Annotated in this window: 29 protein-coding genes and 1 pseudogene; 9 read left to right on the top strand and 21 right to left on the bottom strand. The window is 64.0% G+C overall.

The window, feature by feature from the left end; translation table 11 throughout:
- Nucleotides 1-3 precede the first annotated feature (3 nt).
- From LB565_RS27250 to LB565_RS27225, 6 genes are all read right to left on the bottom strand, one after another.
- Nucleotides 4-1,101: a GNAT family N-acetyltransferase/peptidase C39 family protein gene (locus tag LB565_RS27250; RefSeq protein ID WP_224589188.1), complete on the bottom strand. Its 1,098-nt coding sequence runs from the start codon at nt 1,099-1,101 to the stop codon at nt 4-6.
- Between the two features lie 206 nt (nt 1,102-1,307).
- Nucleotides 1,308-2,099 (bottom strand): anti-sigma factor family protein, encoded by a 792-nt coding sequence (locus LB565_RS27245; protein WP_224589187.1) that lies wholly within the window; start codon nt 2,097-2,099, stop codon nt 1,308-1,310.
- Nucleotides 2,096-2,614 carry an RNA polymerase sigma factor gene (locus LB565_RS27240; protein WP_224589186.1) on the bottom strand — a complete coding sequence of 173 codons (519 nt, stop codon included), beginning with the start codon at nt 2,612-2,614 and terminating at the stop codon, nt 2,096-2,098. The genes LB565_RS27245 and LB565_RS27240 overlap by 4 nt, the downstream gene beginning before the upstream one ends.
- 159 nt (nt 2,615-2,773) lie before the next feature.
- Nucleotides 2,774-3,187, bottom strand: a complete 414-nt coding sequence (locus tag LB565_RS27235; RefSeq protein WP_224589185.1) for a type II toxin-antitoxin system VapC family toxin — start codon at nt 3,185-3,187, stop codon at nt 2,774-2,776.
- Nucleotides 3,187-3,429, bottom strand: coding sequence for a type II toxin-antitoxin system VapB family antitoxin (locus tag LB565_RS27230; protein ID WP_224589184.1), 243 nt, complete (start codon nt 3,427-3,429; stop codon nt 3,187-3,189). The genes LB565_RS27235 and LB565_RS27230 overlap by 1 nt, the downstream gene beginning before the upstream one ends.
- Before the next feature lie 59 nt (nt 3,430-3,488).
- Complete coding sequence (locus tag LB565_RS27225; RefSeq protein ID WP_224589183.1) at nt 3,489-6,260, bottom strand: DUF2339 domain-containing protein; 2,772 nt, start codon at nt 6,258-6,260, stop codon at nt 3,489-3,491.
- A 335-nt stretch (nt 6,261-6,595) separates the two neighbouring features.
- Here LB565_RS27225 and LB565_RS27220 point away from each other — a divergent pair, with 335 nt between their 5' ends.
- Nucleotides 6,596-7,060 (top strand): NUDIX domain-containing protein, encoded by a 465-nt coding sequence (locus LB565_RS27220; RefSeq protein ID WP_224589182.1) that lies wholly within the window; start codon nt 6,596-6,598, stop codon nt 7,058-7,060.
- 14 nt (nt 7,061-7,074) lie between these two features.
- On the opposite strand, the gene recO is transcribed toward LB565_RS27220, so the two are convergent.
- A complete protein-coding gene (gene recO / locus LB565_RS27215) occupies nt 7,075-7,833 on the bottom strand; it encodes a DNA repair protein RecO (RefSeq protein ID WP_224589181.1) in 759 nt (252 codons plus the stop codon).
- Nucleotides 7,834-7,930: 97 nt separating this feature from the next.
- Between recO and LB565_RS27210 the strand changes: the two genes are divergently transcribed.
- From LB565_RS27210 to LB565_RS27200, 3 genes are all read left to right on the top strand, one after another.
- Complete coding sequence (locus LB565_RS27210) at nt 7,931-8,209, top strand: DUF1778 domain-containing protein (protein WP_224589180.1); 279 nt, start codon at nt 7,931-7,933, stop codon at nt 8,207-8,209.
- Nucleotides 8,206-8,733 carry a GNAT family N-acetyltransferase gene (locus tag LB565_RS27205; protein ID WP_224589179.1) on the top strand — a complete coding sequence of 176 codons (528 nt, stop codon included), beginning with the start codon at nt 8,206-8,208 and terminating at the stop codon, nt 8,731-8,733. The genes LB565_RS27210 and LB565_RS27205 overlap by 4 nt, the downstream gene beginning before the upstream one ends.
- Before the next feature lie 187 nt (nt 8,734-8,920).
- Nucleotides 8,921-9,391 (top strand): VOC family protein, encoded by a 471-nt coding sequence (locus LB565_RS27200; RefSeq protein ID WP_224589178.1) that lies wholly within the window; start codon nt 8,921-8,923, stop codon nt 9,389-9,391.
- Nucleotides 9,392-9,424: 33 nt separating this feature from the next.
- Here the strand turns inward: LB565_RS27200 and LB565_RS27195 are convergent, their stop codons facing one another.
- From LB565_RS27195 to LB565_RS27170, 6 genes are all read right to left on the bottom strand, one after another.
- On the bottom strand, nt 9,425-10,315 hold the full coding sequence (locus tag LB565_RS27195) for an aminoglycoside phosphotransferase family protein (RefSeq protein ID WP_224589177.1): 891 nt from the start codon (nt 10,313-10,315) through the stop codon (nt 9,425-9,427).
- 28 nt (nt 10,316-10,343) lie between these two features.
- A complete protein-coding gene (era, locus tag LB565_RS27190; protein ID WP_224589176.1) occupies nt 10,344-11,276 on the bottom strand; it encodes a GTPase Era in 933 nt (310 codons plus the stop codon).
- Complete coding sequence (gene rnc / locus LB565_RS27185; protein WP_224589175.1) at nt 11,261-11,977, bottom strand: ribonuclease III; 717 nt, start codon at nt 11,975-11,977, stop codon at nt 11,261-11,263. The genes era and rnc overlap by 16 nt, the downstream gene beginning before the upstream one ends.
- Before the next feature lie 4 nt (nt 11,978-11,981).
- Nucleotides 11,982-12,731: a signal peptidase I gene (gene lepB / locus LB565_RS27180; RefSeq protein WP_140683026.1), complete on the bottom strand. Its 750-nt coding sequence runs from the start codon at nt 12,729-12,731 to the stop codon at nt 11,982-11,984.
- Between the two features lie 79 nt (nt 12,732-12,810).
- Nucleotides 12,811-13,224, bottom strand: coding sequence for a holo-ACP synthase (gene acpS / locus LB565_RS27175; protein ID WP_224589174.1), 414 nt, complete (start codon nt 13,222-13,224; stop codon nt 12,811-12,813).
- Entirely contained in the window at nt 13,221-13,808 is a 588-nt protein-coding gene (locus LB565_RS27170) for a DUF2062 domain-containing protein (RefSeq protein ID WP_224589173.1), read from the bottom strand. Before LB565_RS27170 ends, acpS begins: the two co-directional genes overlap by 4 nt.
- A 215-nt stretch (nt 13,809-14,023) precedes the next feature.
- Here LB565_RS27170 and LB565_RS27165 point away from each other — a divergent pair, with 215 nt between their 5' ends.
- Nucleotides 14,024-14,539 carry a GNAT family N-acetyltransferase gene (locus LB565_RS27165; protein WP_224589172.1) on the top strand — a complete coding sequence of 172 codons (516 nt, stop codon included), beginning with the start codon at nt 14,024-14,026 and terminating at the stop codon, nt 14,537-14,539.
- On the opposite strand, the gene LB565_RS27160 is transcribed toward LB565_RS27165, so the two are convergent.
- The 4 genes from LB565_RS27160 to rpoZ form a co-directional block, all read right to left on the bottom strand.
- Nucleotides 14,532-14,915 carry a VOC family protein gene (locus LB565_RS27160; RefSeq protein WP_224589171.1) on the bottom strand — a complete coding sequence of 128 codons (384 nt, stop codon included), beginning with the start codon at nt 14,913-14,915 and terminating at the stop codon, nt 14,532-14,534. The two genes, LB565_RS27165 and LB565_RS27160, sit on opposite strands and share 8 nt — an antisense overlap.
- A gap of 75 nt (nt 14,916-14,990) precedes the next feature.
- On the bottom strand, nt 14,991-15,569 hold the full coding sequence (pyrE, locus tag LB565_RS27155; protein ID WP_224589170.1) for an orotate phosphoribosyltransferase: 579 nt from the start codon (nt 15,567-15,569) through the stop codon (nt 14,991-14,993).
- Nucleotides 15,570-15,657: 88 nt separating this feature from the next.
- Nucleotides 15,658-17,892: a RelA/SpoT family protein gene (locus tag LB565_RS27150; RefSeq protein WP_224589169.1), complete on the bottom strand. Its 2,235-nt coding sequence runs from the start codon at nt 17,890-17,892 to the stop codon at nt 15,658-15,660.
- 167 nt (nt 17,893-18,059) lie between these two features.
- The gene (gene rpoZ / locus LB565_RS27145; RefSeq protein WP_224589168.1) at nt 18,060-18,461 is read right to left on the bottom strand and encodes a DNA-directed RNA polymerase subunit omega; all 402 of its coding nucleotides are present in this window, start codon (nt 18,459-18,461) and stop codon (nt 18,060-18,062) included.
- A gap of 303 nt (nt 18,462-18,764) precedes the next feature.
- Here rpoZ and LB565_RS27140 point away from each other — a divergent pair, with 303 nt between their 5' ends.
- On the top strand, nt 18,765-19,346 hold the full coding sequence (locus LB565_RS27140; protein WP_040984251.1) for an NYN domain-containing protein: 582 nt from the start codon (nt 18,765-18,767) through the stop codon (nt 19,344-19,346).
- A gap of 12 nt (nt 19,347-19,358) precedes the next feature.
- A complete protein-coding gene (locus LB565_RS27135; protein WP_224589167.1) occupies nt 19,359-20,018 on the top strand; it encodes a uracil-DNA glycosylase in 660 nt (219 codons plus the stop codon).
- 18 nt (nt 20,019-20,036) lie between these two features.
- Here LB565_RS27135 and LB565_RS27130 read toward each other — a convergent pair.
- Nucleotides 20,037-20,483, bottom strand: a pseudogene (locus LB565_RS27130) (Lrp/AsnC ligand binding domain-containing protein); the annotation flags it as partial.
- 159 nt (nt 20,484-20,642) lie between these two features.
- Between LB565_RS27130 and LB565_RS27125 the strand changes: the two are divergent.
- On the top strand, nt 20,643-21,563 hold the full coding sequence (locus tag LB565_RS27125) for a DMT family transporter (RefSeq protein WP_224589165.1): 921 nt from the start codon (nt 20,643-20,645) through the stop codon (nt 21,561-21,563).
- Nucleotides 21,564-21,604: 41 nt separating this feature from the next.
- Here the strand turns inward: LB565_RS27125 and LB565_RS27120 are convergent, their stop codons facing one another.
- From LB565_RS27120 to dapA, 3 genes are all read right to left on the bottom strand, one after another.
- Nucleotides 21,605-22,315 carry a GH25 family lysozyme gene (locus tag LB565_RS27120; RefSeq protein WP_224589164.1) on the bottom strand — a complete coding sequence of 237 codons (711 nt, stop codon included), beginning with the start codon at nt 22,313-22,315 and terminating at the stop codon, nt 21,605-21,607.
- An 85-nt stretch (nt 22,316-22,400) separates the two neighbouring features.
- A complete protein-coding gene (smpB, locus tag LB565_RS27115) occupies nt 22,401-22,880 on the bottom strand; it encodes an SsrA-binding protein SmpB (RefSeq protein WP_127877696.1) in 480 nt (159 codons plus the stop codon).
- 25 nt (nt 22,881-22,905) lie between these two features.
- Entirely contained in the window at nt 22,906-23,787 is an 882-nt protein-coding gene (gene dapA / locus LB565_RS27110) for a 4-hydroxy-tetrahydrodipicolinate synthase (RefSeq protein ID WP_224589163.1), read from the bottom strand.
- Between the two features lie 454 nt (nt 23,788-24,241).
- Between dapA and LB565_RS27105 the strand changes: the two genes are divergently transcribed.
- A complete protein-coding gene (locus LB565_RS27105) occupies nt 24,242-26,275 on the top strand; it encodes a lytic transglycosylase domain-containing protein (RefSeq protein ID WP_224589162.1) in 2,034 nt (677 codons plus the stop codon).
- Nucleotides 26,276-26,373: the final 98 nt, after the last annotated feature.

The raw sequence follows: 26,373 nt of genomic DNA, 5'->3' as shown, positions 1-26,373 counted from the left end.
GTCTCAGCGTTTTCCCAAAGTGATGGCGGCGCGCAGGCCGTCGCGACCGAACTGCGCCATGTTCATGAAGATGTCGTAAGGCACCGGAATGTTCGCGGCGTCGAGGATCGTTTCCTGCCTCTCATCCTCGACCCACGGGTCATGGATCAGGATATGGTCGCCATCGTCGCCGATGGCCAGCACCCAATGCGGCACCTTCTTGCCGAACATCAGGAAGCCGCTGACCAGCACCACCACCAGCTTGCCCCCGGCCAGGGCGTCACGGATGTCGCCGATGCCGAACGGGCGGTAATTGACCGGGATACCGTAAAGCTCGGCACGGCGGCGGAAATCGACCTGGGCGAGCTCCATCACCCGGCGCTTTTCCTCACTCCTCACCGACTGCAGGAACAGGGCACCGTAGAAGGATACGAATATCTCGGCGCCGAGCCCGCTCTCGTAGCCGGCGACCGCCAGACCGAAGGGCTCGCAGCCGCCAGGGCCGGACATCATGAAGACCGTGGTCGCCTCGCGCCACAGGCGAATCTCCATGACCGGGTCTGGCACGAAGCCACTGTCGAAATTGGCCATCGCCATCATCAGGCAGCAAGGGCCGCAGGTGAACTCGCAGGTCTGCTGGTAGAACGGCACCCTGGTCGCGGTCGGCGTGTCGCCGCGCAGCGTCTTTTCATAGCGCAGCGCGGTCGCGCCATCCTCGTAATAGTCGGGCTCGCGGCCCAATTTCCGATAGCCGGCCTCTTCGTAGATACGGATGGCGCGCTGATTGTCCTCGCGCACTTCGAGGCGCAGCAACAGCCGGTCATGCTCGAAGGCCGCTTCCTCGGCGGCCGCCAGCAGAAGCCGGCCGATGCCGAGGCGGCCGAAGAAGGGTCCGACGGCGATGGAATAAAGCCGCGCGACGCCGCTGCCTTTGCGAAACAGCACCACCGCATAGCCGGCGACGCGGCCCTCGTTTTCGGCCACCAGCATCTCGGCGGTGTCGCGTTCGATGAACTGGCGGAAGGAACGGCGCGAGAGCCTGTCGCCCGGAAAAACAGCCTTCTCGATGGCGGCGAGGTCATCGACGTCTGACGCGCGGGCCTTGCGGATCTCGGCAGGCATGCGGGCTAAGGAGAACCTCGATTGTTTAAGAAACGGCCCCGGTGGATGCGTCGCGAATACTGGCCGAAGCGCCAGTATTCATCAAGCGCTATCGCTCCTTGATTAGGGCTGAATTGTGACAGTTTCCGCGGCCGCGGCAAAGGGCTAAGCGTTTGAACAGAATTGCCGTTCAAAGGAACTGCCGGCCGACGAAAAACGCAGCCGATTCAGCTCGATATGCCGGCCAGCAGCTGGCCGTAAGCGCTTTTTGCGACGTCCGACAGGCGTTCCGGCGGCAACGAGCCGACGACAGCGCAGGCATAGCCCTTGTCCAGCCAGTAGACAGCCTCCGGCCCGCCGGTCTCAGCCGTGTAGGTGCCCTTGGATGTCTCCGACGATTCGGCGGTGACGTAGAGCGAGATGCGCTCGCCCTTGGCGTCCTCATAAAGCAGCATCGCCGCCTTGCCCTGGCCGCCGGCAGGCAGCAGCCGGCCGCCGACGAGATCGAAGCCTTCCGCCGCAAGATCGGGCGCGACCAGCTTCAGCCCGACACGGTTGGACAGCCAGGTCTGGAGATGATCCTTGTCGCTCGCCGGGACTTCGACCGCATGGCGCTTCTCGGCGGCGTAGATGACATGGGCGGCGATCGCCTGCTCGGCGAGCTGGTCGTCGCCACCACCACGGGCGATGCTGTCGATGCCGGCGACATAGCCGCCGAGCCCACCGACAGCGAGCATCGCGGCAGCGGCAGCCGACAGCCACCAGCGCGAGCGCCAGGCCGGCGCCTTCACCGGCGCGTCGCCGAGCACGACCTGCCGCAGCCTCGCCGGCACCGGCTCGTCCATCACGCCCGCGAAAGCGGCGCGCATGGCGGCGCGGTCGGCGATATAGCGCGCGGACTTCGCCTTCATCTCGGGATTGGCCTCGAGCCAGGCATCATAAGCCATGCGCTCCTCGCCGGGCAGTTCGCCGTCGAGAGCCATATGGATATCGCGTTCGGAAAAATCGCGGCGGGTCATTTCTCGACGATCCTAATCGAGCGGCGGCGCGACGTGTCGTCGAGCAATCCTCGCAATTCCTCGCGGCCACGCGCGATGCGCGACATCAGCGTGCCGGCAGGCACGCCAAGGATGTTGGCGGCCTCAGCATAGGAAAAGCCCTCGATGGCAACCATCACCAATGCCGCGCGACGATCGGGGCTGATCGCCTGCAAGGCATCGATGATCTCGCGCGAGGCGATGGTCTCGACCTGATCGGCGGGCGCGGCTTGGGCTTCACCGGCTTCGAGAGGCAGCATCGCCGCCTCGCCGCGCCGGTTAACCTTGCGCATCTGGTCGATGAACAAGTGATGCATGATCGTAAACAGCCACCTCCGGGGGCTCTCTCCAGTCTGCCAGTTGTCGAGCCGCACAAGCGCCCGCTCCAGGCAATCCTGGACCAGGTCGTCGGCGGAATCGCGCTCGCGCAGCAGCGAGCGCGCATAGCGCCGCAACCGCGGTATTTCGCTCAGGATCGCTGCCTTCTTGTCGTCCATGACCGCTTGTTTCGAGGTCGCTTTCCATCCGGATAGAACGCGCCTTTGCGGCGCGGTGCAAGCAGTCAGCGCGAAGCGGCCCAACCGCTGCGGTTACCCAAGCGCATGAATAACGCCGGCGGAGGGCGGTTTATTCCCGCCAATTGGAGAGAAAGCCGATTATTTCAAATCCGTCAGCAGGAAATCATTGCCTTTGTAGAGCAGCGGAATATCGAGCACCTTGGCGCAGGCATAGGCAAAGCAGTCGCCGAAATTCAGATCGGCTTGATGACCGACGGCCTTGCCATAGCGAGCGCTGGCGTCGATGGCGCGCGAACCGATCTCCTCGCCGATCGGCACATTTTCTCCACCAATTTCCAAAATCAGCTGATCCACCAGATCGCGAGCCTTCAGGAGGGCTTCGGCAGTGGGCTTGCGAGAGCCCGCGCCGGCCCGCGCCAGTGCCTGCGTCGCTTCAAAACGGACCATCGCGGAGACATGGAAGTCGACGGCTCCTGAGAGTTGTTTGGACAATTCTTCCCAGTCCGGTTCCTGGTTGAGAATGGCGACGAGCACCGAAGCGTCGACAAACATCAATCTTCCCACATCTCATCGGTGAATTTCTTCATGTCGAAATCGGGATTGGGCAGACCGATCTTCTTCGCCTCCGCCTGAAGCCTGACGATTCGATCGCGCAGCGGCACCTTGGCGCGATGGCGTTCCAGTTCGTGCAAAAGCGCGGTCCGCACAGCCTCGGTCTTGCTGGACGCATTGGTCTCGCGCTGCAATTTTGCGGCCAGTGCGTCGACCTCGTCATCGCGAATGTAGAGCGGCATGAATATCTCCTATTGGATATTCATATATTCCATTTTGAATATCCAAACAAGTCAAAGCACTACGCTTGCCTCGCCGCCCTGGTCAGCAGCCGCTGGTAGAACAGGCCGATGCCGATCAGCACGGCACCCAGACCGATGAAGGACAGCGCGCGCAGCACGCCTTCCAGCTCCGACATGTCGAACAGGAAGACCTTCACCACCGCGACCGCGATCAGCGCCGCCGACGCGATGCGCAGGACCTGCGATTTCAGCCGGACGCCGGCGGCGAGCAGCGCCACGCCGATGGCCAGCCAGAGCGCGGAGTAGGTATAGGTCTCGAGCTGGCCGAGCCCGCTCCACAAGGCGATGAACTCGCCCTTGAACAGCCGACGCACCGAAAGCGTGGCATAGGCGAAGGCAAGCAGCGCGGCGATCAGCGCCAGCATCGCCGCATACCACCGCGGACGCTTGTCGCGGACATACAGCGCCAGCGCCCCGGCGGCGACCCCCGGCAGCAGGTAGGCGAGGAACAACAGGTTGAAGACCGGGATCGTACCGGTCGACTCATCCGTCAGCAGGGGGTTCAGCACGACGAAATGCTGGACCACGATCAAACCGGCCGAGACCACGCCGGCAACCATCGAGCCATAGCGCAGAACCGAGCTCGGCGAGCGCATGTCGATGGCGACCAACATGGCGCCGGCGCCGAGCGCGATCAGCGTGTAGATCGCCTGTTCAGCGAGCGTCACGGTGCCGGTGTCGATGACGCCACCATGCATGGCGTGGCGCACCAGCATGGCAATGGCGAGCAGCGCGAACAGCGCCGACGCCGCCTCCATCGCAAGGCGTGGCCGGCCGTTGGTGGTGCGTGCGAGCTGCCAGGCGGCGAAGCCGAAGGCGAGCGCCGGCACGCCATAGCCCGGCAGCAGCCAGTTGAAGACCGGCGTCCTGGAGAGAAGCGCCGCGCCGACGATGGTCGGATCAAAGGCGACGCGGCCGAGCACGGCGACCGCCGCGCCGACTGCGATCCAACCCAGCACGGGGTAAGAGCGCCAGCGCGTGGCCAGAGCCGGGACGATCGCGGCGGCTGCAAGCAGCACGGTCGTCCAGCCAGAGCCGAAGGCCATGTGCAGCATCAACAGGCCGGCGACGGCGGCGCCGCCGAGCGCGAATGACACGGCCGGGCCGCCGGCCAGCGGCGGCTCCTCGGCGCGCGCGATCCATTCGCCGCCGGCGGCGAAGGCGAGCGCCAGCAACAGGGCCGGCAGGGCATAGCCGAAGTCGCGGTCGATATCGCCAAAGGTCAGCCACAGCGCCAGAAGCACCACAAGCGGTGCAATGACGCCCCAGGCCGCCCAGCAGGCTGCGCGTAATGGAGCGGCAGCGGCGAAGCGGCGCGCGGCCCAGAAGCCGGCGGCGAGGAAGACCAGGCCAAGCGCGATGCCGATACGGAAAGTCAGGACATCGGACGACGCCAAGGGCTGAGCGTCGAGCCCAACATCGAGCGCATTTGCGCCGATCGTGGCGGGCGGGATGATGCCGAGATAGATCAGCACGGCCGCAATACCGGCGGCAAAGACCAGCGGAAGCGCGCGCGGCCGGTAGAGCGCCGCTGCGACCAGCGTGGCCAGAAGGACCGCGCCGTGCAAGGCATCGCCGGCGCTGGCAAAAGCCGGATCGACGGACAGGGCCAGCGCGCTCAGGGCGATGAAGAAGCCGGGCACGCTCGATGGCCAGTCGAAGCCAAGTTCGGCGGTGTCGCGGCCGGTGACCAAGAAAGGGCCGAGCCAGACGAAGGCAAGCACGGCGAGCATCGCCAGGCTGATGAACAGCACGGCGGCGAGGTTCACGTCCGGCGCGTCTGCCATGTAAAGAATGGTCCAGATGCCGGCGCCGGCGAAAGCAGCGGCCACCAGCGTCCTCCAGTCGCGAATGCGGGCGATCGCCGCGGTCGCCGCAAGCACGATCGCCAGATAGACGAATAGCGCCCAGGGATTGGGTGCTTCCGAGGCGACCAGCGCCGGTGTGACCATGGCGCCGACGAGGCCGATGCCGGCCAGCGCCAGGCCATGCAGGAGCGAAGCGCCAATGGTCGCGACGCCGATGACGCCAAGCAGCGCGAAGGCGCTCGCCGGGCCGATGAAGCCATAGATGCCGTGCGCCGCGTAGACCGTGCCGAACAGGATGAAGGCGCCAGCCGCCGTCAGGATCGATGGAATATAGGCGCCCGTTGCGCCCCGCACCGGCACCTTGAAGCCGGTGCGGCGGATGAATTCGGCGCCGGCAATCAGCGCCAGGCCGAGGACGCCGGCCATGGTGAGACGCACGCCGGGGCCGAATATACCGTCCTCGATGGTGTAGCGGATCAGGAACAGACCGCCCAGCGCCAGCGCGATACCCCCGACCCAGACCGCCCAGCGCGTGCCCAGCGCCGTCTCGACATCGGTTTGGCGCGCTGCCCTGGGGACCGCGGGCGATCCGGCTGCGGGCGTCTCGACCACGGTGGCGGGTTGCGCCGGTTCGGCCGTCCCGGCGGATTCCGCGGGGGCCGTCCTGCCCTTCGTCCAGGGTCCGGCCACGGACTCGCCTTCGGCGGTCTCTGGCGTCGTGACGACCTCCTCGGCCACGGTCGGGCCATCCGCCAACGGCGAGGCAGGCGCTGCCTTGGCCTCCTCGGGAAGATCTTCCTGCGCGGCGTCCACCGCCTTGGGCGCGGACAGCGGAGCTCCAGATTGCACCAGGCCGCGCAGTATACCGAGCTCGCGCTCGACCAGCGCGATGCGGTTCTGCTGTCGTGATACGATGACGAAAAGAGCAATGACGGCGGCAATGGCGATCAGGCTGAAAAACATGGCGGTTTCCCTCAAAACCAGGCCAGTCGTGGCCAATAAATGCGGCAATGAGACGGCTGGTGCAAATCAGCGTCTTGCCGACTAAAAGCGCGTCGCGCCGAAACGGAGTCAGGCGGCGCGCCTTTAGTCATTGTTTTAGTGCATGTCGTTCTCCCAAAACCGCTGCGCACTTTTGAGCGACATGCACTGGCAAGATCGAGCATGTTTCGTCGCCGATTGCCAGCAACTTGCCGGTTTGTCCGGTACCGAGCCGCCGCTGGCGCGAGTCTGTGAGCGCGGCCATGAAATACTCGTGCTATTCTCGGGCGATCAAAGAAAATGCCGTGAGGTGACCGATGCCGCAACGAAGCGCCGGCCTGCTGATCCATCGGCGCGCCTCAGCTGTGTTCGAATTTCTGCTCATTCATCCGGGCGGACCGTTCTGGGCCAGGAAGGATGAAGGCGCATGGTCAATCCCGAAGGGACTGATCGGCGACAACGAGGACGAGCTCGAGGCCGCCAAGCGGGAAGCCGAAGAGGAGCTCGGCGTCGCCATCGACGGCGATTTCCAGCCGCTCGGCAGCTACAAGCAGCCGGGCGGCAAGATCGTCATCGCGTGGAGCGTCGAGGCCGACATCGATGCCAATGCCGTCAGGAGCAACGTGTTCACCATGGAATGGCCCCCGAAATCGGGGATCATGAAAGCGTTTCCCGAAGTCGACAAGGCCGGCTGGTTCTCGCTGCCCGAAGCCGGCGTCAAGATTCTCAAAGGCCAGCGCCCCATGCTCCATGATTTCCTGGAGCGGCGGGGCGCGGATTAAAGAGGTTGCCTCCGCTATCCGGCCTCGCCGGCGATCGCCTTCACCGCCGCATGGTGCCGGCGCAGCGCAGCAAGAAAGCCGGCGCGGGCATCGGGCGGATCGAGGCCGCGCGGCTCGTAGACATGGCGTGTGAAGAAGAAGCCGCTCAGCCGGAAGGCGTCCTCAAGCGACGCCGCATCGGCGCGCAGGCCGGAGCCGCGCTGCAGGAAGGCGGGCAGCGCCAGCATCTTGTCGTGCCAGGGTGCGCCGGCGCTTCGCGAAACGGCACGTCCGGATTTCGGCGAGACATAGGCGAGATCCTGCCTTGAGCCGGTCGCCGCGCATTGGCTGAGATCGAGGCCGAAGCCCAATTCGTCGAGGATAAGCAGCTCGAAGCGCGCCACCAGCTCGCCCGCCGCATCGGCGTCGCCGAGATGGGAGATCATCACGGCAAGGGCCTCGTAAAGGCCGCCATGGGCATCGCGCTCCGGCAGGAGCCTGAGATGCGCGGCCATGGTCTGCAGGCCGTAGACGGCAACCGCGCTGTCCATCAGCCGGGCCGCGTTCATCTCGATCGCCTCGGCCTGAAAGATGCCCAGATGCTCGTCGAGCCGCGCCCGCCACAAAAGGTCGACGCGGTTGCCGGGCTGCAGCACCGGCTGCTGCTTGCGCGAGCGCCCTCCCCGTACAAGGCCGAGATGGCGGCCATGCGCACGCGTCATCACCTCGAGGATGGCGCTGGTTTCGCCATGCCTGCGAGTGCCGAGAACGATTCCCTCGTCGCGCCATTCCATGAGACGAGCTTTTCACCCGTTGAGCGGCGAAATCAAGAGAGGGAAGAGTTGTACGCATGATGTGCGTACGCTATATTTGGCGTGAAGGAAGATACCCATGCCCAAAATAGCCACCGACAAATCCGAGCGTTTCAACATCCGCATACGGCCGGCGCAAAAGGCGATGATAGCTCGCGCGGCGGCGCTGTCGAACAAGGACATGACTGATTTCATCCTCGACAAGGTGCTGCCCGAGGCTGAGGCCGTGATCAAGGCGGTCGAGAAAATTGAGGTCTCCGAGCACGATTTCAAACGTATTCTCGATTTGCTTGAGCATCCGCCTAAGCCCAACGCGAGGTTGCGGGCCGCCATCGCAGCGCTCCCTGACACCGTATGACCCTACCAGGTTGGCACGAGGAGCCGATCTCGAAATCGCATGATCGTGCGTCCTTCGACTGCGGCGACGAGCAGATGAACGATTTTCTGCGGCGCTTCGCCAGGCAGAGCCATGAGCAAAACGCATCGAAAACGTTTTGTGCTGTCGACGGCGCAAACCCCAGCCGCGTTCTTGGCTTCTATACGATCGCTCCGTCCGCCGTTGCCCATGAGCAAGTGCCAGCGACCCTGACCAAGGGGCTCGCCCGACATGAAGTGTCCGGTTTCAAGCTTGCCCGCCTTGCAACCGATCTGACCGTGACCGGACAAGGGCTCGGTGGCCAACTCTTCGCCGCAGCGGCCTTGCGCTGCCTGCGGGTTGCGGCCGAAGGCGGCGGCCTCCTGCTGATCATCGATGCCAAGAGCGAGCGCGCCGCTAACTGGTATCGTGGATATGGCGCCGAGCCGCTCCCAGCTATACCGCTAACCCTGGTCATGCCGCTGGCGACCTTCGCGGCCGATCTCAGGGCTAAAGGCTTGTTGTGACAATGCTCATGACCGGTGATCCGACAAGAGCAGCACAACAACTTTGATCTGGAGCCAACGTTCCTCGTGCAGCGGCGTTCCGGGAACCGGAAAAAGGCGGCCCGTGTTTATAACTGATGGTGTCTGTCGCAGAATCCGATAACCGCACGAAACCGAATGCGGCGACAACAGCATCAGCGAGCCGCCGATGGCACTACGACCTTTCCGCTACCTAAACGCTGTCGTTCCGCACATCTATGTCCAAGGCGCGGCCAAAGCCGTCGCCTTTTACACCGAGGCATTCGGCGCCGAGGAAATGTTGCGCATCGCGGCGCCGGATGGAAGGATCCTGCACAGCGAGCTTGCTATCTGCAATGCAACTGTGATGCTGGGCGATCCGACCAGTGAGTTGTACGACGAGCCACGGCAGGTCGGGGCGTGCACGGCGGGCCTGCACCTGATGGTGGACGACAATACAACGGTTCTGGCCCGTGCGGTGGCGGCAGGATGCGAGCAGGTTCAGCCGCCAACGGACATGTTTTACGGGGCGAATTCGGCCAGCGTGCGAGACCCGTTCGGCCATGTCTGGGTGTTGCTGACATGGAACGAAGACCTATCGCCGGCCGAAATGGAGCGTCGCGGCAAAGCCGCCTTGCGTGGCGAAGACTCTAGAGCATGAAGCCGAAAAGTGAGAAGCGGCTTTCGGACGACATCATGCTCGCCGATGATCGGCAAGCACCTCGTCGATCACGCGGCGCTGCCTTTCGGCCTCGGCCTGGATGGCGTCGTGGCCGGCGACGGTGATCAGCGCCCTCCACAGCGCCCAACCGCGGCCGCGTGCCCAGGTGGCGTCATCGATATCAATACGGGTGCGAAAAGCTGCGCGGCTTTCGCCTTCGAAGAGTGTCCAGCTTATAGCAAGATCGCAGGATGGGTCGCCGATGCCGGAGGTGTCGAAATCGATGACGGCGCTCAAACTGCCGTCCTCGACCAGCAGATTGCCCGAGGCGACATCGCCATGGAACCAGACCGGGGAGCCAAACCAAGTGGCAGCAAGCGCTGCTTCCCAGACGGTGGTTGCGGCTTGGGTGTCGATCCGGCCTTCAAGCGCGGCAATGGCCTGCCTTGCGTCGTCGTCATAGACCGTCAGCGGCCCGCCACGGTGGAAATTGTGCTGGCCGGGTGCAGGTCCATCCATCACATCGATGCCTCGCAGCGCGACGAGGAAATCGGCGAGCGAGACTGCGAAGGCGTTGAGATCGTCGATGCGCGCACTCCTGGCCGTCTCGCCGTCGATCCAGCGATAGACCGACCAATGCCAGGGATAGCCCTCGGCCGGCTCGCCCATGGCCAGCGGCGTCGGAATGGGCAGAGGCAAGAGCGGCGCGAGTCTTGGCAGCCAGCGATGCTCCTTCTCGACCTGCAGCGAATAGGCGGCAGCGCTCGGCAGCCTGACCGTCATTTCGTCGCCAAGATGGAAGGTGCGGTTGTCCCAGCCGCCGAAAGCCACCGGGCTGACCGGCAGATGCCGCCATTCAGGGAACTGCGCATCGACCAGCCGGCGCACGAGATCGGCATCGATGGTTATCTTTGGATTATGCAATGTCGCTGACCCGTTTATCGGGCATTTATCAATGGGGAAACTCCAGCCCCATCTCGCGGTAGCGCTCGGGATCGTCGCCCCAGTTCTCGCGCACCTTCACGAACAGGAAGAGGTGCACCTTCTGCTCCAGAATGGCAGCGATCTCCATCCGCGCGGCTTGTCCGATGGCGCGGATCGTCTCGCCCTTATGGCCGAGCACGATCTTCTTCTGGCTGTCGCGCTCGACATAGATGACCTGCTCTATGCGCACAGAGCCGTCCTTCTTCTCTTCCCATTTCTCGGTTTCGATATGCGAGGAATAGGGAAGTTCCTGATGCAGCCTCAGATAAAGTTTTTCGCGCGTGATCTCGGCCGCAAGCTGGCGCATCGGCAGGTCGGAGATCTGGTCCTCCGGATAGTACCAGGGGCCGGCGGGCAACGTCTGGGCGAGATAGTCGAGCAGGTCCTTGCAGCCGGAGCCGATGAGCGCGGAGACCATGAAAGTGCGCTTGAACGGCACGCGTTCGTTCGCGGTCGCGGCCAAGGCGAGAAGCGCCTCCGGCTTAACGCGATCGACCTTGTTGAGGACGAGCAGCATCGGCTGCCGGACATCTTTGAGTCGGTCGAGGATGGCATCGGCATCGCCCTTGATGCCGCGCTCGGCGTCGATCAGAAGCACGACGACATCGGCATCCTTGGCGCCGCCCCAGGCGGTCGTCACCATCGCGGTGTCCAGCCGCCGCTTCGGCTTGAAGATGCCCGGCGTGTCGACGAAGACGATCTGCGCGTTGTCATGCGTGGCGATGCCGCGCACGATGGCGCGGGTGGTCTGCACCTTATGGGTGACGATCGACACCTTGGCGCCGACCAATTGGTTGACCAGCGTCGACTTGCCGGCATTGGGCGCGCCGATCAGCGCAACGAAACCGGAGCGCGTCGCGGGGGCTTCAGGGGTTTCCGTATCGCTCATGCCGCGCTCCATACGCCTTCGCGCAGCAAAAGAGTAGCCGCGGCGGCCTGCTCGGCCTCGCGCTTGGATCGGCCGCTGCCGATCGCCGGCGCAAAGGAGCCGACCTTGACACTGACGGTGAACAGCGGATCGTGATCCGGACCCTCGCGGCCGTCGACGCGGTAGGCCGGCACGGCGCCGGCCGCTGCCTGGTGCGCCCATTCCTGCAATTCCGTCTTGGCGTCGCGCCGTGCGGCGCCGATCGCTTGCGAGCGCGGCTGCCAATAGCGATGAATAAACGAGCGGGCAGCCTCGAGGCCACCATCGAGGTAGAGCACGGCAATCAGCGATTCCAGCGCATCGGCGCGCAGATTGGTGCGCTTGCGCCCGTCGAGATTGCGCACGTCGGAGCCGGCACGGATCAGCTCCGGCAGGCCGATCTCCTCGGCGATTTCGGACAGCGCCTCGGCATTGACCAGCGCGTTGAGGCGTAGCGACAGCTCGCCCTCGGCGGCATCGGGAAAGGTCGCGAGCAGCATGTCGGCGACGACGAGGCCGAGAACCCGGTCGCCCAGGAACTCGAAGCGCTCATAATCGACGCCGGCATGGGTCGAACGGGCGCTGGCATGGGTCAGCGCCCGCTGCAGGCGCTGGCGGTCGGCGAAGGCATGGCCCGTACGCTCGACAAGCGCTTCGGCCAAGGCATCGGCGGTCAAACGCTTGCTGGCCGCCATCGCTCTAATGGACGAAATGGAACAGGCGCCCGGCGCGCATCAGTGACGGCCACTTCCAGATCTCGAGCGGGCTCGCCTTGCCGGCGATCGAGAAGAAGATGAGGTTGGCGCGACCGACAAGGTTCTCGGCTGGCACAAAGCCGACGGCGAAGCGGCTGTCGGAAGAATTGTCGCGATTGTCGCCCATCATGAAATAGTGTCCGGCCGGCACGACGAATTCGCGCGTGTTGTCGCCGATCGAATCGGAATTGATGTCGAGCGTGTCATAGCTGACGCCGTTCGGCAGCGTTTCACGATAGACATCGATCGGCCGGTTTTCCTCGGTGACGTCGGGATTGTCGATCTGGCCGGTCTTCACGCGCGGCACGCCGACATCGTTGATGAAAAGCTGGCCATCCTTCACCTGGATCTTGTCGCCGGGCAGGCCGACGACACGCTTGATGTAGTCGACCGACGGATCGGGCGGGAACTTGAACACCACCACGTCGCCGCGCTTGGGCTCCGAGCCCCAGATGCGGCCCGAGAAGAGATCGGGACCGAACGGCAGCGAGTAACGCGAATAGCCATAGGCCCATTTGGTGACGAAGAGATAGTCGCCTTCGAGCAGCGTCGGCCGCATCGAGCCGGACGGAATGGAGAAGGGCTGGAAAAGCAGCGTGCGGATGACGAGCGCGAGCAGCAGAGCCTGGATGATGACGGAGAAGGTTTCACCAAGCCCGCCGGATTTCTTCTGCGATTTTTCAGCCACGCTCATGTCGTCCTCGATTGTGCGATGTTGGTATAGAGTCTCGGCGCGCGCTGGGCAACGTCATGCCGCTCGTGGTCAGATGGAATCAATGTGGCGCTTGTTCGGCGGGCACTGCCTCGATGATCACAAAGGCTTGAGCAAGCGGGAAATCGTCGGTGATGGTGAGATGGATGAGGGCGCGGTGGCCTTTCGGCAGGATTTTCTCCAGCCTGGCCGCGGCGCCGCCGGTCAGCGCCATGGTCGGCGCGCCGCTCGGCAGGTTGACCACGCCCATGTCGCGCCAGAACACGCCCTCGGCCATGCCGGTGCCCAACGCCTTCGCGCAGGCCTCCTTGGCGGCGAAGCGCTTGGCATAGGAAGCCGCGCGCGCGGCGCGCTTTTCCGACTTGGCCTGCTCGACCTCGGTGTAGATGCGCTGGATAAAGCGCTGGCCGTGCCGCTCCAGCGATTTCTCGATACGTCTGACGTCGATCAGGTCGCTGCCGATGCCGATGATCATTCCGCCGGAACTTCCCGTCCGCCCTGCCGCGCCTTCTTCTCGGCACGCTCGGCCATGCGCTTCCTGCGCTTCTCGCGAAACACGGTCATGCCCCAGCGCGTGATGCCATAGAACAGGAGGCCGAAGACCAGGCCAAGCAGCACAGCGCCGATCAGCATCGGCTCCAGAACGGGCGCCCAAAGCTTGTCGAAGGAGAGCTTGTGCATCATTTCGCCCAGATGCTCGGGCGGCCCGTGCCTCGGCAGATGTTGACGCAGGATCAGTTTGCCGGTTTCCCAGGAGGCGCCCCACAGCAGCGGAGAGGTCAGCGGATTGCCGAAAAACACCGCGCCGAGCGCCGCAGCGACCAGATTGCCGGCGATCACCCAGCACAGCACCGCAGCAACCACGAAATGGACGCCAAGCGGGAAGAAGGAGGCAAAAACACCTGCGGCGACGCCGGCGGCGACCGAATGCGGAGTCGACTTCAGCCGCAGGATGCGTTTGGAGAAATATTGCACGGAACGAGAGAACGAGCGGCGCGGCCATAGATAAGTACGCACCCGCTCCAGGAGGCCATCAGGCTCTCGGCGTCGAAAAAGCACTCTGTTCCAGTTCCCGGTCCAACACGCGCTGCCCCTGCCCACCGGGACGCGCCACACATATCTTGCGCTTCGATGGCGCAGAAAGGCAACAAGTCTCTGATATAGAGACAGGCAGGCCGCGTAACAACGAAACGCCGGCGCGATGGTCTGCCGCAGGCTGTAACAAGGCCGTCATTCTGGCGAAACTGAGGAAGACATCTGGGATGCGGAGCAAAATGATCACCATTCGACCGGCGCGGGCAGAGGACGTCGAGGCACTGCCGGCTATCGAACAGTCCGCCGGGCTGGCGTTCCGCGCCATCGCGGAACTGGCGTGGCTCGCCGACGGCGACAATGTCAGCGTCGAGCGACACCGCGCGCTGATCGCCGCGGGCGCATGCTGGGTTGCCGCAGACGAGAAGGACCGGCCGGTCGGCTTCCTGAGCGCCGGGATCGAGGGCGATGCGCTGCATATCTGGGAACTGGACGTGCGCCTCGACCGGCAGGGCCAGGGCATCGGCCGCGCCCTGCTCGAACGGGCGGTCGCGGACGCCGGGCGGCTCGGCCTGGCCGCGGTGACGCTCACCACATTTCGCGCTGTCGCCTGGAATGCGCCCTTTTATCGCAAGTTCGGATTTCGCATTCTGGAAAATGCCGAAATCGACGGACGGCTGGCCAGCCTGCTCAGCGATGAGGCCAAGCACGGCATGGCTTCGGATCAGCGCTGCGCCATGCGGCTCGATCTCAGGTGAACGGATACTCGCTGACCTCGACCAGATTGCCGTCCGGATCGCGGAAATAGACCGACATCATCGGGCCGCGCGCGCCAGTGGGCTCGACTGGGCCGACCTCGACCGTCACGCGATGGGCTTCGAGGCTCGCCTGGACTTCGGCAAGCGGCACCGCCGCCACGAGGCAGAAATCGCCGGAGCCCGGCGTCGGCGCCTTCGCCTTCGGCTCGAAGGTGCGGCCGATTTCGTGCAGGTTGATCTTCTGCGAGCCGAAAAGAAGCGCGGTCGGCCGGTTCGGTTCATCGAGCCGCCGCATGCCGAGCACACGCTGATAGAACGCGCAGGTCGCTTCGACCGAGCGGACCGTCAGCACGAAATGGTCGATGCCGGCGATCATGGCGACCCCGGCGCGGGCGGCGGCCAGAGAGATTCAAGCGACGCGCCCAAGTGCTTGTTTTCATACATTGCGGAGTCAGATGTTGCGGCTTCCGGGCTTAACGGCTGGAATAGCGGCAAGTTCCGGCGGCAGGCGGTCGGCGGGATAGGCCGGCACTTCATATTCGGCAAGCGCGATCAACGGCACGCCGACATCGGTCTTGCCGGCCGAGCGGTCGATGATGCAGGCGGCCGCCACGACTTCGGCGCCAAGCTCGCGCAGGCAATCGATGGTCTCGCGGATCGACAGGCCCGTGGTGACGATGTCCTCGACAATGACGACGCGCGCGCCCTTGGCGATCTCGAAGCGGCGCAGCCTGAATTCGCCCCCTTCCCGCTCGACCCAGATCGCCGGGGCGGCGAGATGACGCGAGGTTTCATAGGCCGGGATCAGGCCGCCGATGGCCGGGCCGACGACATAATCGATCCCGCCTGGCACTGCCTTGCGGATCTTCTCGGCCAGCGCCTTGCAGAGGCGCTCGGTCTTGTCGGCATGCATGAACACGCGGGCCTTCTGCAGGAAGACCGGACTGCGCAGGCCGGACGTCAAGATGAAATGACCTTCGAGAACGGCACCGGCCTCGCGGAAAATGCCCAGCACTTCGTCGGTGTTCATTGTTCGCTCCATGCCCTTGGCGAATGGTGAATGGTGAGTGGTGAATGGCAGTGAGAGCAGCTTCTATTCACTATTCATCATTCACTATTCACCCATTCACGCGCCGCGCATCGCTGACGCTCGAATTGTCCTTGAGCTGCGACAGCAGCCGGTTGAGATGTTTCAGGTCCCAGACCTCGAGATCGATCAGCATCTCGGTGAAATCGGGTGCCGTGCGTATCATCGACAGCGTGTGGATGTTGGCGTCGTTGGACGCCACCACCTGGGCGATGTCGGCCAGCGAACCCGGCGCATTGATGGCGGTGACCGAGATACGCGCCGGGAAACGCTCCTTGGTGCGCTCGTCGATATCCCAGCGCACATCGATCCAGCGCTCGGGCTGGTCGTCGAAGGCCTGCAGCGCCGGCGACTGGATCGGATAGATGGTGATGCCGGTTCCCGGCTGGATGATGCCGACGATGCGGTCGCCGGGCACGGCGCCTTCCGGCGCGAAGCGCACCGGCAGGTCGCCGCGCACGCCGCGGATCGGGACCGCGCCGTCGCGCTGCTGGTTCTTGCTGTCCTTGCGCGCGGCGCGGGTGCCGGGCATCTGGAACAGCATGCCGGCGGCGTTGCGGATCTTCGACCAGCCTTCTTCGCGCTGCTTGGGCGGCGCCACGGTGACGCGCTCGTCCTTATAGTCGGGGAAGACCGCTTTCATGACGTCGGTCGAGCTCAGTTCGCCACGGCCGACGGAAGCCAGAACGTCCTCGATATCCTTGCGCGCCAGCCGGTGCAGCACCGGTTTCAGGCTCTCTTTGGTAAAAGTCTTGCCGGCGCGCTCGAAGGCGCGCTCCAGGATGCGGGCGCCGAGGCCGGAATATTGCTTACGGATCGCGTTCTTGGTGGCGCGGCGGATGGCGGCGCGCGCCTTGCCGGTGACCACGACCGATTCCCAGGCGGCAGGCGGCACCTGCGCCTTGGAGCGGATGATCTCGACCTCGTCGCCATTCTTCAATTCCGTCATCAGCGGCATGATGCGGCCGTTGACCTTGGCGCCGACGCAGGTGTCGCCGACATCGGTGTGGACGGCATAGGCGAAATCGATCGGGGTGGCGCCGCGCGGCAGCGCGATCAGCATGCCCTTGGGCGTGAAGCAGAACACCTGGTCCTGGAACAGCTCCAGCTTGGTGTTCTCGAGGAAATCCTCGGGATTGTCGCCTTCGGCCAGTTGCTCGATGGTGCGCCGCAGCCAAGCATAGGCGTTGGTCTCCCTGGAGATCGCATGGCCCGCGCCGTTCATCTTGCCGCCGGTATCCTTGTAGATCGAATGCGCGGCGACGCCATATTCGGCGATCTTGTTCATCTCCTTGGTGCGGATCTGCAATTCGACACGCTGGCGCGACGGGCCGACGATGGTGGTGTGAATGGAACGGTAGTCGTTCTGCTTCGGCGTCGAGATGTAGTCCTTGAAGCGGCCAGGCACCATCGACCAGGTGGTGTGGATCGCGCCAAGCGCGCGGTAGCAGTCGTCGACCGTATCGACGACGACGCGGAAACCGAAAATGTCGGAGAGCTGCTCGAAGGAGAGCGCCTTAGCCTCCATCTTGCGGAACACCGACCACGGCTTCTTCTGCCGGCTCTTCACGCTCGCCTTGATGGCGTGTTTCTCGAACAGGCCCGACAGCGCCGTCTCGATCTCCTGAAGGACGCCCTTGTTGCGCTCGAAAATCTCGGCAAGCCTTGCGGTGACGGCGCGGTAGGCCTCCGGATTGATGTAGCGGAAGGCGATTTCCTCCAGCTCCTCGCGCATGCCTTGCATGCCCATGCGCCCGGCCAGCGGCGCATAGATTTCCATCGTCTCCTCGGCGATGCGCAGGCGCTTGGACTCGGGCATATGGTCGAGCGTGCGCATGTTGTGCAGGCGGTCGGCGAGTTTGACCAGAAGAACGCGAATATCCTCGGAGATCGCGAGCAGAAGCTTGCGCAGGTTCTCGGCCTGCTCGGCCTTCTTGGAGACCAGATCGAGCTTCTTCAGCTTGGTGAGGCCCTCGACCAGCTTGCCCATTTCGGGGCCGAAGAGCTCGTCGATCTCGGCGCGGGTCGCGGTCGTGTCCTCGATCGTGTCGTGCAGCAGGGCAACGGCGATGGTCGCCTCGTCCATGTGCATGTCGGTGAGGATGGCGGCGACTTCGAGCGGATGCGAGAAATAAGGATCGCCCGAGGCGCGTTTCTGGTGGCCATGCTTCTGCATGGCATAGACGTAAGCCTTGTTGAGCAGCGCCTCGTTGACGTCAGGCTTGTAGCGCTGGACGCGCTCGACAAGCTCATACTGACGCATCATGGCGGGATCTCGCGGTGCTGAAATGATTGATGCGCCGCACTGGCGTGCGACGCATCCCATAGATAGCCACGAAACTTACGAGACGGAAGTGCCGGATGCTTGATCCAGGCGAACTCGGAAGCTTTTCAGAATCCGCTCAACAACAGTGAGCAGAATTGTCATAAGCCTTAATAGTCGTCGCTCTTTTCCGGCGGCACCAGACCTTCGATGCCGGCGAGCAGGTCTTCCTCGCTCATGCGGTCGAAGGTGATGTTCTCCTCGGCCTCGTCGGTGTCGGCTGCGACAGCGGTCGCCCCGGTCTGGTCGGTAATCGCCTCGCCCTCGGCCTCCGGCTCGTCGACCTCGACATGCTTCTGCAGCGAGTGGATCAGGTCTTCCTTGAGGTCGTCGGGCGACAGCGTCTCGTCGGCGATCTCGCGCAGCGCGATGACCGGGTTTTTGTCGTTGTCGCGCGGAACGGTGATCTGCGCGCCCTGGCTGATCTGGCGGGCGCGATGGCCGGCGAGCAGCACGAGTTCAAAACGGTTGTCGACCTTGTCGATGCAATCTTCAACGGTTACGCGGGCCATGGACTGCCCCTTTCATGCGATGGATTTGGTGGAAAGCTGGCGCGCTCCATAACGCGGGCGCGGGCGAAATACAAGCTTTATGGCGCCGGCGCCAACTTTGCGGCCCCTTGCCGGCTCATTATCGGCAGCGCGCCATGATCGCGCTTAGATAGTCGCGATCACAATTGCTTGCAATGCCGGCCGTGCCCTTGGATATCCACAAATTGCGCGTTATCTCGGATGTGACAGTAGCAAGGTCCATTTGCCGGACCTATTCGTCAAACGCTTTTAGACGACAGAAATTTTCGAAAGGGATGTTTTTCAATGTTCGATCCCCGTGAAAAGATCGCTCTTTTCATCGACGGTGCCAATCTCTACGCCACGTCCCGCGCGCTGGGCTTCGACATCGATTACCGCAAGCTCCTGTCGAGCTTCCAGAAGCGCGGCTACCTGCTGCGCGCCTACTACTATACCGCCCTGGTCGAGGATCAGGAATATTCCTCCATCCGGCCGCTGATCGACTGGCTCGACTATAACGGCTTCAAGGTGGTGACGAAGCCCGCGAAGGAATTCACCGACTCGACCGGCCGCCGCAAGATCAAGGGCAATATGGACATCGAGCTGACCGTCGATGCGCTGGAGCTCGCCGATGTCGTCGACCATTATGTCATCTTCTCCGGCGACGGCGACTTCCGCACGCTGGTCGAAGCTCTGCAGCGACGTGGCCGCAAGGTATCGATCATTTCGACCATGGCCTCGCAGCCGCCGATGATCTCCGACGATCTGCGCCGCCAGGCCGACCATTTCATCGACCTGATGACGCTGAAGAGCGAAGTCGGCCGCGATCCGTCCGAGCGGCCGGTGCGCCGGCCGGAACCCGCCGAAGTCGACGAGGACGATTACTGACGGACTGCGGCCTTGAGCGCCGCGCCCTCCCCGGAACCCGACCGTGACTGCCCGCTTTGCCCGCGGCTGCATGATTTCATCGCCGCCTGGCGCGAGCGTGAGCCGGGCTGGTTTAACGCGCCGGTGCCGACCTTCCTGCCACCGGAAGGCGAGAATTCGGTCAAACTCCTGATCGTCGGGCTGGCGCCCGGCCTGCGCGGCGCCAACCGCACGGGACGTCCCTTCACCGGCGACTATGCCGGCGACCTGCTCTACGGCACGATGATCGCGCATGGCCTGGCGCGCGGCGAGTTCAAGGCAAGGCCGGATGACGGGCTCGAGCTTGTCGGCACGGCCATCACCAATGCGGTGCGCTGCGTGCCGCCGGAGAACAAGCCGGTGGGCGCCGAGATCGCCACCTGCCGGACTTTTTTAAAACCCACCATCGCGCGCTTCCCCAACCTTCGCGCCATCCTGACGCTGGGTTCGATCGCGCATCAGTCGACGGTGCGGGCGCTGGGTGAGCGCGTCGCAGCCTTTCCGTTCCGCCATGGCGGGCGGCAGGAAGCCGGCAGCGGCATCGCGCTGTTTTCCAGCTATCACTGCTCGCGCTACAACACCAATACGGGCGTGCTGACGGAGGAGATGTTCGTCAATGTGTTCAAGGAGATCGCGGCGTTCCTGAAGACCTAGATTCAGAGCGTCCGGCGACTATACCGGCAGCAGTGCATGCGGCTTCACGTCGCCTATCGAGGCATAGGTGTGCGTCTCCTTCACTCCCGGCAGCGCGAGAATGACCCGCGTCAGAAAATCCTGATAGGCGGCCATTTCCGAAATTCGCGCCTTGACCAGATAGTCGAAGCCACCAACGACCATGTGGCACTCGAGAACCTCGGGCGCCCTGGTCACCGCTTCGGCGAAGCGTTCGAAAATATGAGGCGCGGTGTGATCGAGGCGAACCTCGATGAAGACGAGCGTGCCGCGCCCGATCTTGGCGGGATCCAGCATGGCCCTGACCGCGGTGATGTAGCCTTCCCGAAACAGCCGCTTCACCCGCATGCTGGTGCCGGTCGGCGACAGGCCGACACGCGCCGCCAGATCAAGCGTGGTGCGGCGCCCATCCTCCTGCAAAAGCCGAAGAAGACCGCGTCGAGATCGCTTGCTTCTGGATTCACTTTAGAATGGCCTTTTTGATGTGAATTCCGCTACCATTTCCAAAAAGAGGGTATTTCAACGCAGAAGCCCAGACAATAGCCTGCGCTTTCGCCGCAGCGGTGGAGACGGTCTCCACCGCCGGCGACATTAGGGTGGCAGGTCGTGGCAGACGCAGGAAAAGCGAGACTGGCGATTATCGCCGGCCTGATCATGATCGGCATCTACGCCGTCCAATTCGTCGCCGCCCGCTTCAGCCTCCGGGAGCACCTGACGGCGACGGATCTGGCCGTCTTGCGCTTTGGCGGCGCGGGTGTGGTCTTTCTGCCGATCGTTTGGCGCTGCGGCTTTGCAAGCATGAGGGCGCTTGGTTGGCGACGAGCTCTGGCATTGGCGGCGTTGGCCGGGTTGCCTTATCCGCTGATCATCAATTGGGGCCTGACCTATGCCCCTGCCGCCCATGCGGCGGCGCTTTGTCCAGCGTCGATCGTCTTCTTTTCGTTCCTGCTGTCACGCATCGTCTTCAACGAGAGCGCTCCGCAGCAACGGACCATCGGTGTCGTCGCGATCATCGCCGGCCTGTTGCTGTTCATTGCGCCGGGGCGTGGCGGCACCGGCGGCGTCCTCTTCGGCGATATGCTTTTCATCGGATCGGGGCTGATGTTCTCGACCTATGCCATTCTTGTCCGGCGGTGGCGTGCCGATCCGGTCACGGCGACGGCTGCGGTGGTGCTTCTGTCGTGCTTGCCGTTGCCGGTTCTCTATTTCGTCGCACCAAGCCATATCCATGCCGCAGCCGCCACGGAGATCATCAGCCAGATCGTGATCCAGGGGATTCTGGCCGGCGCGGCAGCCATGTTCCTCTATACCTATGTCGTCGGGCAGTTGGGGCCGCAGATGGCGTCGCTGTTCCTGCCGGGCGTTCCGATTGCCACGGTGTTTGTCGGCATGGCCATACTCGGCGAAACGCCCCTGGCGATCCAGTTCGCGGCCATCGCGATCATGGCGGTCGGGATGGGCCTGTCAGCGGTCGGAGGACGTATTGCAGGCAAACGTCCGAGCGCGCCTGCGCCCAGCGGATCCTGAGCCCGTCAGCGATGCGGCAGACAATTCGGCGGCCGGGCAACTCAACGCGTCGTTGCAAACAACTCAGCCAGCGTTTCGCGGCCGCCCTTCAGGACGTTGAGATCGACATCGCCTTTGATGCCGTCGACGCGGCCCATATTGTGATACTGCCAGTAGATCCAGTCGTTCTCGCGGGGCCTCGTCGCGAGCGAACGCAGCCAGCGCTGACGGGTCAGGATGCTTCCGGAATAGGCGTCGGCCGCCTCGTCGGTCAGATAGAAGATCGCCTGCTTGCCGAACGCCGCCTCGACAGGGCCGAGGAAAGCGGCAAGCTCGGCGTTCAACTGCTCCGGGGACGGACGCTGCGGGCAATTGCCGCCGAATTCGATGTCAACCACGGGCGGTAAAAGCGGCGCGTCGCGCGGTACCACCGACATGAAGTTCCTCGCCTGTTCGGCGCCTGGGCGGCAGAAGGTGAAGAAGTGATAGGCGCCGACCGCCAGGCCGGCCGCGCGCGCCTCGCGCAGATTGGCCGCAAACAGGGTGTCGACATGGGTGCCGCCTTCGGTCGCCTTGATGATGGCGAAGGCGACATCGTCGGCAGCGACCCGGGGCCAGTCGATCTTTCCCTGATGATGGGAAACGTCGATACCCCGGATCGGGAACTCGGCGCGGTTCGGCGAAAAGCCACGGAACCAGAAGAACGCACCCGCGGCCACGGCACAGGCGACAACCACGCCGGCAAGCCCCCAGAACACAATCCGCTTGCCCAAGACATCCCCCGTCGGAAGGTACGCGCCAGACCAGAGAACCGGCTGGCGGCTTTTTTCAGCGACCGGGTGCGGCCGGCCCGGGAGCTTAGCCGCGCTCCTTCAGCAACCGGCCCTTCTCACGCGACCAGTCGCGCTGCTTTTCGGTCTCGCGCTTGTCGTGCAGTTTCTTGCCGCGGGCAACCGCGAGCAGCAGCTTGGCGCGGCCGCGATCGTTGAAGTAGATTTTCAGCGGCACCAGCGTCATGCCCTCGCGCTCGACGCTTTGCGAGAGTTTCGCCATCTCGCGCTTGGAGACCAGCAATTTGCGGCGGCGGCGCGGTTCGTGGTTGAAGCGGTTGGCCTGCAGATATTCCGGAAGATAGGAATTGATCAGCCAGATCTCGCCGCCCTCGGCCGAAGCGTAGCTTTCCTGGATGTTGGCCTGGCCCTGGCGCAGCGACTTGACCTCGGTGCCGGTCAGCACCAAGCCGGTCTCGATCGTGTCGAGCACCTCATAGGAAAAGCGCGCCTTGCGGTTTTCGGCGACCGTCCTGTTGTTGGGGTCGGCTTTCTTGACTTGATTCATAATGCGGAGAGGTGGCGCCTCATCCCTAATTTATCAAGCCGGCGTGCTTCAGCGCCGCGTCGAGCTTCTCGGCGGTCGAGGACTCGACCGTCACCAGCGGCGAGCGGACCACGTTCTCGACCTTGCCCAGCTTCGACAGCGCGTATTTGGCGCCGGATACGCCGGGCTCGATGAAGATCGCCTTGTGCAGCGGCAAGAGCCGGTCCTGCAGCTCGAGCGCCCTGGCGCTGTCACCAGAGAGCGTCGCTTCCTGGAATTCGGCGCACAGCCGCGGCGCGACGTTGGACGTCACCGAGATGCAGCCGACGCCGCCATGGGCGTTGAAACCGAGCGCGGAAGCATCCTCGCCGGAGAGCTGGATGAAATCCCTGCCGCAGGTCATGCGCTGCTCGGAGACACGCTCGACCTTGCCGGTGGCATCCTTGACGCCGGCAATGTTCTTGAAATCGTGGCGCAGCCTGCCCATCGTCTCCGGCGTCATGTCGATCACCGAGCGCGGCGGGATGTTGTAGATGATGATCGGCAGCGTGGTCGCGCGGGCAACGGCGGCGAAATGCTCATAAAGGCCACGCTGCGTGGGCTTGTTGTAATAAGGCGTGACCACAAGGGCGGCATCGGCGCCGGCCTGTTCGGCATACTTCACCAGGCCGACAGCTTCCTCGGTGTTGTTGGAGCCCGCGCCGGCCACGACCGGAACCCTGCCCTTGGCCACCTCGATGGCGACCTTCACGACATGGCGATGCTCCTCATGCGAGAGCGTCGGCGACTCGCCGGTGGTGCCGACTGGAACGAGCCCCTTGGTGCCCTCGGCGATCTGCCATTCGACGAAATCGCGAAAGGCTTTCTCGTCGAAGCGCCCGCTCTTTTCGAACGGCGTCACGAGCGCGGTGAGCGAGCCTCTCAGCATATCGTCCAAACTCCTTGGAACTTTGTTCGTTTATGCATGTCTTTGCCCAAAAACCGGTTCCTGCTTTGGGCGCCATGCGTCGGCATCTTATTTGCGCGCCTTCTAACCGAAAGCGAAGCCGCGCACCATAGTCTCGACATGGTTCAGCGGCAAGCATCGGCGCAGTGCCAGTGTCGTGGTTTTCGATGTTCGCCAGACGTCGGTATCAGGCCCGGGGCGAACATCGAAAACCAAAACGTCACTGGATTCGACAGTTGGCTGGTGTCCCTGCGATTCTGAAATTCGCGCCGCGCCCGATATCAAGGTCATGCGAATTTCAGAATCGGGACACCAGCAAGCGCCATTCGAACGGCCTCGATAACCTTTTGTTTACGAGCCCTTCACGACCTAAGTTTAGGCTTCGCATCGGGTTCTCAAGTGCCCGCGCCTGCTGACGATGTGCTAGGATCGCAGAATGCCGACGAGGCGGCCTCATCTCTTCGCGCTTTTGGGCGCGATCGCTGCGCTGATGCCAGGCATGGCGATCGGCGGCAGCGTCGACGCGCGCATGACAGCCTCGATCCCGGCTCCCGATGCACCGCAGGCGCTCGGCCCTACAGCGCCGTCTACCGACATAGCGCACCTCAAGAGCGGCCTCGACGCGCTTGCCGCCAACAACATTGCCGGCGCGCGCAATGCCCGCGACACGCTGCCTGCCACTTCGCTCGACCGGCATATCCTCGCCTGGGCGATCGCGCTTTACGGTGGCGACCAGGTGCCGAGCGGCGAGATTGCCGATGCCGCCAAGATGCTTCCCGGGTGGCCAGGCACGGTCGCGCTGCGCAAGAACAGCGAGCGTGCGCTCTATCGCGAAAACCCGCCGCCGCAAGTGGTGGTTCAGGCCTTCGGCCGCAGCCAGCCGCTGACGCCGGAGGGCGTCATCATCCTTGCCCGCTCGCAGGTGGCGCTCGGCAACCAGGCCGCCGCCCGCGCGGTGCTTGTGCCGTTCTGGCGTACCGAGAAGCTGGAAGCAAAGGACGAAGCGACCGTCATCAAGGAGTTCGGCACGCTGATTCCGGCGGCCGACCATCGCTACCGCATGGAGCGCATGTTCTATGCCGACCGGCCCTCCTCGGCCCTGCGGGTCGCCGGCCTCGCCGGCGCGCAGCCGCTGGCGGATGCGTGGGCGGCCGCCGACAAGGGCGACAAGAACGCCGCCAAGCTGTTGAAGGCGGTGCCTGCGGCGCAGCGCTCGGCAGGTTATTTCTTCGCCGAGGCCGAATATCTGCGCAAGCAGCAGAAATTCGCCGATGCGGCTTCTGTCGTGATGAAAGCGCCGACCGATCGCGATTCGCTGGTCGACCCCGATGCCTGGTGGGTCGAGCGCCGCGTGCTGTCGCGCGAGCTGGTCGACCAGGGCGACATGAAGACCGCCTACAAAATCGTCTCCATACATGCGGCCGAAAGCCCGGCTAATGCCGCCGAGGCCGAATTCCACGCCGGCTGGTATGCGCTCCGAGGCCTCAACGATCCGGCGACCGCCGCCACCCACTTCAAGCGCATCACCGAGCTCGCCCAGGGATCGGTGTCGCTGTCGCGCGCCTATTATTGGCTCGGCCGCGCGGCGGAAGTCGGCGGCCCGGGCAGCGCCAAGGATTATTTCACGCGCGCGGCCAGCTACGGCACGACCTTCTACGGCCAGCTCGCGGGCGAGCGCGTGGGCCTGAGGACCCTCAACATCGTCTATCCGAAACCGAGCGCCGCCGACCGCCAGAGCTTCGACGGCCGCGAGGCGGTGAGCGCGATCAAGCGGCTGCAGGAGGCTGGCTATGACCGCTACGCCGAAACGCTCTACCGCGACCTTGCCGGGCAGCTGACCAGTCCGGGCGAACTGGCGCTGCTCGCGGTGCTGGCCGAAAAGCAGGGCAACCATTTCATGGCGCTGAAGGTCGGCAAGATCGCCGCCCAGCGCGGCATCGATGTCGGCGCGCTGTCGCATCCGCTGGGTGTCATTCCCGATTCGGCGAATATTTCGGGGTCGGGCAAGGCGCTTGCCTATGCCATCGCCCGCCAGGAAAGCGAGTTCAACGTCGGCGCCGTCTCCAGCGCCGGCGCGCGCGGCCTGCTGCAGTTGATGCCGGGCACCGCCAAGCAGCTGGCGAAGAAGGCCGGCATGAGTTTCTCGCAGGCGCGGCTGACGAGCGATGCCGGCTACAACGCGACGCTGGGCTCAGCCTTTCTCGGCGAGCAGCTCGACCGCTTCGGCGGTTCCTATGTGCTGACCTTCGCCGGCTACAATGCCGGCCCCAACCGCGCCGCCCAGTGGGTGGCGAAATACGGCGACCCGCGCGGCAAGGACGTGGATGCCGTCGTCGACTGGATCGAGCGGATCCCCTACACCGAAACAAGAAGTTACGTGCAACGCGTGATGGAAAATTACGAGGTCTACAAGATGCGTATTTCGGGGAAATACGACATCGTGGGAGACCTTGTGAATGGACGGGGCTGAGCGCTTTCCTTCTCCCCTTGCGGGCCTGTTGCGCAGTTAGCGAGGACAGGCTCGCGGAGCGATTTGGTCGCGAGGTCTCGCTCCGTTTTGGCTTTGGG

Origin of the sequence: Mesorhizobium sp. CA14 (assembly GCF_020165195.1) — a bacterium.
In the GTDB taxonomy this organism is placed as follows: Bacteria; Pseudomonadota; Alphaproteobacteria; order Rhizobiales; family Rhizobiaceae; genus Mesorhizobium.
Note: the sequence above shows the minus strand (reverse complement) of the source record. Positions and strands in the feature narration are given on the sequence as shown.